Origin of the sequence: Sulfuricurvum sp. RIFOXYD12_FULL_44_77 (assembly GCF_001830725.1) — a bacterium.
GTDB classification, from domain to species: domain Bacteria; phylum Campylobacterota; class Campylobacteria; order Campylobacterales; family Sulfurimonadaceae; genus Sulfuricurvum; species Sulfuricurvum kujiense_A.
On record NZ_MIBU01000061.1, the window covers coordinates 1 to 9,295 of the forward strand.

Below are 9,295 nucleotides of genomic sequence, written 5' to 3' on the forward strand. Positions count from 1 at the left end.
AATGTTTCGGATCAAAATCGTGATGTGAACTCATCATCTGAAACAGAGACTCTTCGTCCAGATGCTCGTGGGCATTGTTGCACTCGACCATAATTCGCTCCAACAACTCGACCGATTCGGGAGTCGTATCATCATCAGCGAGAGGCTTTTGCGGGAGAAAGAGATACACTTTATAGAGGGTTAGGACAAGCCCGCCGGCAAATGCGAGCATCATTATGAGTTCAACGGTTTTCATGGTTAGTAGAGTGAGCTGATATGGTCGATATCGTTCCAGCTCATTCCTTGGGATTTGGACGCGGTTAGGATATGGCGCATATAGCGGGCGAATACGTCGGTTTCGATGTTGACCCGTGTCCCTTTTTTATAACTGCCGAAGAGGGTTTCGCGCATTGTGATCGGGATGATGGTGAGGCGAAAAGCATCCCCCATAACCTCATTGACCGTCAGACTGATCCCGTCGATGGTGATGGAGCCTTTCGGAGGGATGAGGGGGATAAACGCTGAGTCGACATCGACGATCACATCGTAGCTGTTTCCGTTGTCGGTGATGGAGCGGATAGTGCCGATCGTGTCGATATGCCCTTGGACGATATGCCCCTCGAACCGATCCCCCATCATCATCGCGGGTTCGATGTGGACCGAACCGCTTAGTTTTTCGGTAGCAATGTGTTTTAGGGTTTCGGGAGAGAGTTCGACACTAAATCCATCCGACTCGATGCTCACGACCGAGAGGCAGGTGCCGTTGATAGCGATGGAGTCACCGAGTTTAGGTTTGTGCGCGGCTTTGAGAGATAAACGATTCCCGCCGAAGCTTTTCACGTGTGCCATCTCCCGAATCAGTCCTGTAAACATAGTGCTCCCTTGTTAAAATACAATCTTACCCTCTTCTTGCAAAGAACGGATAATAGTTTTCGCTTTTTCGTGACCGTTATAGGCCGCTTTACGGCACCATTCGAGTGCCGTTTCGTGATCGGCTTCGCATCCGAACCCCTGATCGTACATAAGACCCAGATTGTACTGAGCCTCAGCGAGATTCATCGCAGCGGCGCGGGAGAAACAGATAAAGGCTTTGGGATAGTCTTGTACCACTCCATGCCCCTCTTTATAGAGGACGCCGAGATTGTTGAACGCGTTGGCATTTCCCCTCTTAGCGGCTTCTTCGTACCAAAATGCCGCTTCGGAGAAATTTTGTGCACATCCTAAACCCCGCTCCAGTGAGAGTGCCGTTTCAAACTGTGCCTGTGGAAATTCCAATACGGCGGCGCGGAGGAGATATTCGTATGATTTGAATTGATCATGTGCAACAACGACACCGTCGGCATACATCAGAGCGAGATTGTAAAGGGCGGCAGGTTCATTTAGTTCGGCGGCTTGGAGATAGAGATGGTAAGATCGCTCCAGTGAACTCTCAACCCCAAGACCTTTTTGGTGCATGTACCCCAGAGATGAGAGGGCAGTAGGGTTGTTTTGGAGGGCGAGCGTTTCAAAAAGCTCTAGCGCTTCATCGTAGTGAGCGTTATTAAAAGCATCAAATGCACTTTGGAGCATACAGAGTCCTAATCAATTTTTGGAGGATTATAACAAAGCGCACTTAACGGCGCACTTTTCTACTCTCTCGCTGTTTTTCTTTAAGCTTGCTTACAACGTCTTTGAGTTCCTCTTTTTTTTTGAGAAGCTCATCGCGGATGAGGTATTCGTCTCCTCCATCTACTTCGGGATCGTATTCGAGAGGTTCCGGATTGTAGTTTTTGAGAAGCTCTTCTAATGTTTTGGTGTTTAAGCCATCCATTTGTGTCACCTGTCATCAAAATATTTTCTTAATTGTAGACACTTTTTCCTTTCTCTTTTTATAGGTTTCAACAAGTGGAGCTATAATTGCAGTAATAATTTACGTAAAAAGAAGTAATAATGAACTATGACGTTATCGTCGTCGGCGGAGGACACGCCGGAATTGAAGCCGCACTCGCCTCGGCACGCATGGGACAAAATACCCTGATGGTCTCTATTTTGGCGGAACAAGTGGGGGCAACCAGCTGTAATCCTGCCGTCGGCGGACTCGCAAAAGGGCATTTGGTACGAGAACTCGATGCTCTCGGCGGTGAGATGGGGTTGCTGACCGATGAAGCAGGAATCCAGTTTCGTATCCTCAATATCACCAAAGGCCCCGCTGTTCGCGGAAGCCGTGCTCAAATTGACATGGATCGCTACCGTATCATCGCCCGTAACAAAATCCTCACCACCCCTAATATGTCGTTGATTCAAGAGACGGTTACGGCTCTTATCATCGAAGAGGGCTCTGTCGTCGGAGTCCGCACCCATTTGCTTAATGAATACCGTGCGAAGAAGGTGATTTTGACGACGGGGACATTTCTCAACGGTGTGGTGCATATCGGTGAGATTACCCAAGAAGCGGGACGTTTCGGTGAATTCCCCGCAAAAGGGCTTACCGACTCACTCCGCGAAGCGGGACTCAATGTCGGACGGCTCAAAACAGGGACATGCCCCCGCATCGACAGCTCTTCGATCGATTTTAGTGTGATGGAGATTCAAGACGGGGATGAACTTCCCAATCCGTTCAGTTTCCGTACCGATCGGCACGAGTTTGCCCGTACCAAAAAACAGCTTCCGTGCTATATCGCCTACACGAACGAAGAGACTCATAGCTTGATCGAAGGGAATTTCCACCGCGCGCCATTGTTTACGGGACAGATCGAGGGGGTAGGACCGCGTTATTGCCCGAGCATCGAGGATAAAATCAACCGTTTCCGCGACAAAGAGCGTCACCATCTCTTTATCGAACCCCAAAGTGCGGAAAATACCGAGTGCTATATCAACGGGATGTCTACCTCACTCCCACCAGATGTACAGCGTTCTATGATCCAATCGGTGCATGGGATGGAGAACGCGAAAATCGTCCGTTACGGCTACGCTATCGAGTACGATTATGTCGATCCGACCGAGTTGAAACATACGCTAGAGACGAAAAAAGTTAAAAATCTCTATTGTGCGGGACAGCTCAACGGCACCACGGGATACGAAGAGGCGGCGGCGCAGGGGATGATGGCGGGGATCAATGCGGCACTCTCCCTTCAGGGGAAAGAACCCCTCATCTTGCGTCGTGATGAAGCCTACATCGGGGTTTTGATCGATGATCTGGTCACCAAAGGGACGAAAGAGCCGTACCGTATGTTCACCTCCCGCGCCGAATATCGCTTGTTGCTTCGCGAAGAGACGGCTGATTTGCGTTTGGGACGCTACGGTCACGCTCTGGGGCTCATTGATGATGCTCAAATGGAGCGGATCGAGACGAAACGGACTCAAATCGCTGAGGGGTTGAAGCTCCTCGAAGAGACGATCTACACCCCAAACAAAGAGTTTCTCGCATTTTTAGCCTCCATCGACGAGGAGCACATCACCGATAAACTCACCGCGACCCAGCTTGTCTCCCGTAAGAGTTTTGAACTGGATAAATTGGTGAAGCTGATCCCGAGTTTCGCAGAACTTGACCCGTACATCCAAGAGCAGATTTTGATCGAAGCGAAATACGCCCGTTACGTCGAGAAACAAAGTGATGATATCGAGCGGATGTCGAAGATGCTTCACATCGCTATACCTGAGAATTTTGATTTTTCATCCGTATCAGGGCTCTCCAATGAGATCGTGAGTAAACTCAACACCTTTAATCCGCCTACCTTACAAGCGGCATCGCAGATCAGCGGAATGACCCCCGCCGCGTTGGATATATTACATATTTACATTAAAATGGCAGGAAAAAAATGAGATATTTTTACTACGTCCACACGGGGCACCGTATCGGACTTGACCGTTTTCACCGTGCCGTTGCCATTATGAAGGAGCTTCAGAAGGAGATTGATATTACCCTCCTTTGTTCCGATTTTCGGATTGCTGCGGAAGCGAAAGAGTACGGTATCAAACGCTCCGTCGGTGTGGATCTTGTCCGCAATATTCCTCAAATCGCGCATCATGGTGATAAGATGATTTTTGATTCTGCCGAGATTAATCCGACGCTATTGGACGATATGACCCAATTTTTCCCCTCGTTTATCCGTATTAGTGATGACGCTAGCGATACGAAACACCCTAAAGAGTTTTTGATTTCACCGTATCTGGAAGGTGAGGGGATTTGTAACGCGGTGGTTGTGGATGAGCGCTATTATGCGCCGCAACCGAAAACAATTCCGATGGCACTCTTTTTCGGTGATGATGACTATGAGAAAGATTTAGAGAAACATCAAGAGCTTTTTAAACCCTACAATATGGAACTCTTGATGGGCTTTTACCATTTCTTAGGGTATGAAAAATCTCTAAAAGAGAGTTTTGCTCACATTCATGAGTGTGAAGCTTACGATGAGGTGATTCGACAAAGTGAGATTTTAGTCACCGCTTCGCCGATGGCGGTACTTCAAAATCTCGCAAGTGGCGGAAAACCTGTTTTCATGCAACGTCCCGATTATTCACGAGAGTTTATTCCCCTTTTTACGGCACTAAATATCCCTATTGTAGAAGGTTATAACCAAGAACAGCTTATGCAAGCTATAAGAATATCTTCATCAAATAGTTATCAAAAAATTAAAAATAGTAACACTGAAGTAATCGAATTCATAAGGAAAAGTTTCAATTTAGTGAATCTTAAACCTTTTTAACTTATGATAGGGAGTTAAATTTCCAACTTAAGTGAGATGACAATGATGGATGAAAGCAGAAGAGGGTTTATTGGTAAAGCCTTTGGTGCAGTCGCTGCTGTCGGGGGAATTGCCTCGCTCATCGCGATGAAGAAGACATGGGATCCACTCCCTAGCGTCATGTCAGCCGGATTTACAACGGTAGACGTGTCAGGCCTAGAAGCCAATAAATTAGAAATCGCTGTATGGCGAGGAAAACCGGTGTTTATCCTTAAATATACGGAAGATATGAAACCTACCGACGGACGCAATGTCAAGATCGGTGATCACTATTTTTCAGTTATGATCGGTCTTTGTACCCATCTAGGCTGTATTCCGGCCTATCGTGCCGATCAGCATGATTTTAAATGTGCTTGTCATGGGGGAGAATTCACCGATGCCGGTGTTCAAAAATTCGGACCTCCACCGCGTCCGCTGGATATTCCGCCGTTCAAACTTGACGGTGTAACGCTTGTTTTGGGTGAAGAAGGTCCTGAATACAAAGCTATGATAGCGAAAGCGTAAGGGGAGCGAGATGGCAGAATTTAAAAAAGCAGACTCGATGCTCGAGTGGTTTGACCAGCGTTTAGGCGTCGTCAACTTTGCAAAAGTGATGATGACAGAGTATTGGATTCCGAAAAATATCAACTTCTTGTGGGCAATGGGTGTTCTTTTAACCGTATTGTTTACGTTCTTGGTAGTATCTGGAATTTTCCTTTTGATGTATTACAAACCAGACGTTAATATGGCGTTTGACAGTGTTAACTACACGATTATGCAAGAAGTGGCGTACGGTTGGTTGTTTCGACATATCCACGCTGTAGGTGCTTCGGTTGTTTTCTTGGTAATCTATATCCACATGTTTACCGGTATCTATTACGGCTCGTATAAAAAAGGGCGTGAGATGATCTGGGTCTCAGGTATGCTCTTGTTCATGCTTTTCTCTGCAGAAGGGTTTAGCGGATACATGCTTCCATGGGGACAAATGTCATACTGGGCAGCGTACGTTATTACTGAGATTTTCGGTGGTATTCCGGTTATCGGTGATGAATTGGTTGTTTGGATTCGCGGTAACTTCTATGTTTCCGATTCAACGTTAACCCGTTTCTTTATGCTTCACGTATTGTTGATTCCGTTGGCGATTATCGGTGCGATCGTATTCCACTTTTACGCGCTCCGTTTTCCACATGTTAATAATGAAAAGGGTGAGTTTTTCGATTTCGACGAAGAAGCGGAAAAATACCTTGCAGGTAATAAAAAAGAGTCTAAAGTTGTCCCTTTCTGGCCGGTATTCTTGTCAAAAGATTTCTTTGTTCTCGGTTTCTTTATGCTGTTCTTTTTCTATTTGGTTTTCTTCCATTACAACTTTGCGATGGATCCGGTTAACTTTGATAAAGCAGACGGCCTTAAAACTCCGGCACACATCTACCCTGAGTGGTATTTCTTGTGGAGCTATGAAGTATTGCGCGGATTCTTCTTTGAGATCGCAGGTGTATCCGGTAAAGATTTAGGATTGATGGCGTTTGGTTTTGCGAATGCTATTTTCCTTGTATTGCCTTGGTTGGATCGCTCACCTATGGTGAAACCGGCTAATCAACGCCCTTATTTCAAATACTGGTTCTGGTTCTTGATGGCAGACTTAATCGTACTTACAGTGTATGGCAAGTTGCCTCCGACCGGTGCAAACGCATGGGTAGGTTTTGCTTCATCAATGACCTTTTTGACATTGTTTATAGCACTTCCGTTTATTACCAAAGCTGAAGCTAAAAAAGTGGGGGGCAAATAATGAAAGAGTTTAAAATTTTAGCAGTTATTGTCGCTCTTGTCGGCATTACCTATTATGGAATTGAACCGTATGCACATCATGTAATGCATCCGGAAGTTGCTCCGGCCGACTTTACGTTTAAAGATTTGAAAAATGTTGATATGTCAATCAAAGGGAATCCTGAAAACGGTAAAGTACTCGTAGAAGCAAACTGTGTCGCATGTCACTCGATTGAATCGGCAGGACATCCTCAAGTTATGCCTAATGCTGATGCTGCGGCAAGTTACGGCGTTGTACCGCCGGATTTGAGCAGTGCAGGTTGGATTTACGATAAAAACTATTTGGCCAACTTTATTTTTGATCCGGTCACTGCAATGCATTTGCAGCATAAATATACACCGGAAAGCGGTAAAGCGTTCCCTATGCCTGCCTATAACTGGATGACTCCTCAAGAAATTATGGATATCGTTAGTTATTTTCAAGGGCTTGCTCCAAAAGCAAAATCAGGTATTGCATCACATAAAAATACGTATGAAGTAGCATGTGGACGTTGTCACTCTATGGCGTATGCCGGTTTTGAAGCGACAACACCGAGTGAAAACATCAAAGCATACATGGGTGCAACGCCTCCAGACTTGTCTCAATACATAAAAAGTCGTGGTGAGCACTATCTTTATAGTTTCATCAATGACCCGCAAGTATTGCTTCATGGAACGTCTATGCCGCGTACGGGATTGAACCAAAAAGCGCAAGAAGAAGTAATAGCTTATATGGAATCGATTGGCGATTCCAAAAAAGCTGAGCGTGAGAACCTTGGTATATGGGTAATGTTCTATACGTTAGTATTTGCAATCTTGGCTTATTTGTGGAAACGCAAAATCTGGTCAGAAGTTCACTAAGGAGTAATGGATGAAAATGGTTAAAATTCTAGCATTATCGGCACTCCTTAGTGTCAGTGCAATGTCGGATGAAACATTGGTTCTAAATATGAGCCAAATGGAAAACGGTTTGAACAATGTTCAAAAAGGGTTTTTGTACAATGCACCTACATTGATCAAATCAGGTGTAAGTGAAATTCATAAAGCAAATGCTCTTTTTCACAATGTGGATGCGAGCAAAAAATATCTTCCAAAAGATAAACAGCATATGAGCAATATCGCTTTTAATGCAGCTAAACGTATTGACACTGCATCAGACGAATTGCTCAAAGCTTTGAACAAAAAAGAGTATTCAAAAGCAAGTCAATCGTATTCAGAAATCGTGAATGCATGTACGGCATGTCACGCAGTCGTTCGCGGCTGGTAAAAAGTAATCCCCTCTTCGGGGATTTCCCCCTTAACTCTTTCAATAAATAAAATTCACAACAACTTTTAGATACTATCGCGCATTGCTCCTGATATCAGGATTTTTTCAAGGATAGTCGTGTTAATAGATAGTTATGGCAGAACCGTTGATTATTTGCGTGTTTCGGTAACGGAACGGTGTAATTTCAGGTGCCAATACTGTATGCCCGAAAAACCGTTTTCGTGGGTACCAAAAGAGAATTTACTTAGTTTTGAAGAGCTTTTTGAGTTTATAAAAGTAGCGATAGACGAAGGGGTCAAAAAAATCCGTATTACCGGTGGCGAGCCGCTATTGCGAGAAGACCTCGATACGTTTATCAAAATGATTTACGATTATAAAAACGATATCGATTTGGCGATGACCACCAATGCCTTTTTGCTCAAAGGCACTGCTCAAAAACTTTATGATGCAGGGTTGCGTCGTCTGAATGTCTCAATCGATTCGCTTAAACCCGAGATTGCCGAAACGATTGCCAAAAAAGATGTTTTGCGTCAGGTGCTGGAGGGGGTAGAAGAGGCGTTGCGCGTCGGAGTAAAAGTCAAAGTCAACATGGTTCCGATGAGGGGGCTCAATGACAATGAAGTGCTCGATGTCTTAGAATACTGCAAAACTCGCGGTATGACGGTACGTTTTATTGAGTATATGGAAAACGTTCATGCCGAGGTCGATATCAAAGGGATGCAAAGCCATGAGCTTCTTGCCAGTATCGGTAGTCGCTACACCTATGTAGATGAAGGGTTTGACGGCCACTCCCCCTCACACTATTATAAACTTGAGGATGGGTATGAGTTCGGGATTATCGAACCGCATAAAGACGATTTTTGTACGAAATGCAACCGTATCCGCCTCACCGCAGAGGGGAACTTGATTCCGTGCTTGTATTTTGATGAAGCGATGTCGATCCGTGACGCGGTACGTCGCGGCGATATCAAAGAGGCGGCCTTAGTCCTCAAAGAGGTTATCCGTACCAAACCTGAAAAGAACCGCTGGAGTGAGGATGATGCTGAACGCTCTAGCCGTGCATTTTATGAGACGGGGGGATAAAGATGCTGTATCTGGTTGAGCATTTTTATTCGGTACAAGGTGAGGGGAAATACGTCGGAACCCCGTCGCTCTTTTTTCGCTTCGGAGGGTGCAACCTCAAATGCGAGGGATTCGGGTGCACTGAAATCACCCCTGATGGACGCGAAGTGCTCGGATGCGATACGGTCTATGCGGTGGATCGCAAAGGATTCGGCGATTTGTGGATGGAGATCGAAGAGCTTCAAAGCCTCATTTGGATTATGAACGGGTATCGGCTTCCGCACAATGTCGATATTGTCCTCACCGGAGGAGAACCGCTGATCTATGCGAATGAGCCGATTTTTGTCGAATTCATCGACTATCTGATCTCACAAGGGCACCGGGTGACGTTTGAGACCAACGCGACGATTGCCCCTGATTTTGTCCGATATCCGTTTTACCGTGAGGCGACCTATGCCCTCTCGGTGAAACTCTCCAACAG

At 45.6% G+C, this 9,295-nt stretch carries 10 protein-coding genes and 2 pseudogenes; 8 read left to right on the top strand and 4 right to left on the bottom strand.

Features of this window, described 5'->3' with window-relative positions; all coding sequences use genetic code 11:
• The 4 genes and pseudogenes from A2517_RS02970 to A2517_RS02985 form a co-directional block, all read right to left on the bottom strand.
• A pseudogene (locus A2517_RS02970) lies at positions 1-235 on the bottom strand (hypothetical protein); the annotation flags it as partial.
• A 2-nt stretch (positions 236-237) separates the two neighbouring features.
• A complete protein-coding gene (locus A2517_RS02975; RefSeq protein ID WP_294893976.1) occupies positions 238-852 on the bottom strand; it encodes a riboflavin synthase in 615 nt (204 codons plus the stop codon).
• A gap of 12 nt (positions 853-864) precedes the next feature.
• The gene (locus A2517_RS02980; protein ID WP_294893978.1) at positions 865-1,548 is read right to left on the bottom strand and encodes a tetratricopeptide repeat protein; all 684 of its coding nucleotides are present in this window, start codon (positions 1,546-1,548) and stop codon (positions 865-867) included.
• 43 nt (positions 1,549-1,591) lie between these two features.
• The gene (locus tag A2517_RS02985) at positions 1,592-1,789 is read right to left on the bottom strand and encodes a hypothetical protein (RefSeq protein ID WP_294893980.1); all 198 of its coding nucleotides are present in this window, start codon (positions 1,787-1,789) and stop codon (positions 1,592-1,594) included.
• Between the two features lie 119 nt (positions 1,790-1,908).
• Here A2517_RS02985 and mnmG point away from each other — a divergent pair, with 119 nt between their 5' ends.
• The 8 genes and pseudogenes from mnmG to A2517_RS03025 all read left to right on the top strand — a co-directional run.
• Complete coding sequence (mnmG, locus tag A2517_RS02990; protein WP_294893982.1) at positions 1,909-3,780, top strand: tRNA uridine-5-carboxymethylaminomethyl(34) synthesis enzyme MnmG; 1,872 nt, start codon at positions 1,909-1,911, stop codon at positions 3,778-3,780.
• On the top strand, positions 3,777-4,664 hold the full coding sequence (locus tag A2517_RS02995; protein ID WP_294893984.1) for a hypothetical protein: 888 nt from the start codon (positions 3,777-3,779) through the stop codon (positions 4,662-4,664). The genes mnmG and A2517_RS02995 overlap by 4 nt, the downstream gene beginning before the upstream one ends.
• A 42-nt stretch (positions 4,665-4,706) precedes the next feature.
• The gene (locus A2517_RS03000) at positions 4,707-5,207 is read left to right on the top strand and encodes a Rieske 2Fe-2S domain-containing protein (protein ID WP_294893986.1); all 501 of its coding nucleotides are present in this window, start codon (positions 4,707-4,709) and stop codon (positions 5,205-5,207) included.
• 10 nt (positions 5,208-5,217) lie between these two features.
• Positions 5,218-6,468, top strand: coding sequence for a cytochrome bc complex cytochrome b subunit (locus tag A2517_RS03005; protein WP_294893988.1), 1,251 nt, complete (start codon positions 5,218-5,220; stop codon positions 6,466-6,468).
• The gene (locus A2517_RS03010) at positions 6,468-7,346 is read left to right on the top strand and encodes a c-type cytochrome (RefSeq protein WP_294893990.1); all 879 of its coding nucleotides are present in this window, start codon (positions 6,468-6,470) and stop codon (positions 7,344-7,346) included. Before A2517_RS03005 ends, A2517_RS03010 begins: the two co-directional genes overlap by 1 nt.
• Before the next feature lie 10 nt (positions 7,347-7,356).
• Complete coding sequence (locus A2517_RS03015) at positions 7,357-7,752, top strand: hypothetical protein (RefSeq protein WP_294893992.1); 396 nt, start codon at positions 7,357-7,359, stop codon at positions 7,750-7,752.
• Between the two features lie 117 nt (positions 7,753-7,869).
• On the top strand, positions 7,870-8,835 hold the full coding sequence (gene moaA, locus A2517_RS03020; RefSeq protein WP_294893994.1) for a GTP 3',8-cyclase MoaA: 966 nt from the start codon (positions 7,870-7,872) through the stop codon (positions 8,833-8,835).
• A gap of 2 nt (positions 8,836-8,837) precedes the next feature.
• Positions 8,838-9,295: pseudogene (locus A2517_RS03025) on the top strand (7-carboxy-7-deazaguanine synthase QueE); the annotation flags it as partial.

Coding starts and splice junctions, on each gene's coding strand:
- A2517_RS02975 (WP_294893976.1), bottom strand. CDS start 852: ATGTTTACAGGACTGATTCGGGAGATGGCACACGTGAAAAGCTTCGGC.
- A2517_RS02980 (WP_294893978.1), bottom strand. CDS start 1,548: ATGCTCCAAAGTGCATTTGATGCTTTTAATAACGCTCACTACGATGAA.
- A2517_RS02985 (WP_294893980.1), bottom strand. CDS start 1,789: ATGGATGGCTTAAACACCAAAACATTAGAAGAGCTTCTCAAAAACTAC.
- mnmG (WP_294893982.1), top strand. CDS start 1,909: ATGAACTATGACGTTATCGTCGTCGGCGGAGGACACGCCGGAATTGAA.
- A2517_RS02995 (WP_294893984.1), top strand. CDS start 3,777: ATGAGATATTTTTACTACGTCCACACGGGGCACCGTATCGGACTTGAC.
- A2517_RS03000 (WP_294893986.1), top strand. CDS start 4,707: ATGATGGATGAAAGCAGAAGAGGGTTTATTGGTAAAGCCTTTGGTGCA.
- A2517_RS03005 (WP_294893988.1), top strand. CDS start 5,218: ATGGCAGAATTTAAAAAAGCAGACTCGATGCTCGAGTGGTTTGACCAG.
- A2517_RS03010 (WP_294893990.1), top strand. CDS start 6,468: ATGAAAGAGTTTAAAATTTTAGCAGTTATTGTCGCTCTTGTCGGCATT.
- A2517_RS03015 (WP_294893992.1), top strand. CDS start 7,357: ATGAAAATGGTTAAAATTCTAGCATTATCGGCACTCCTTAGTGTCAGT.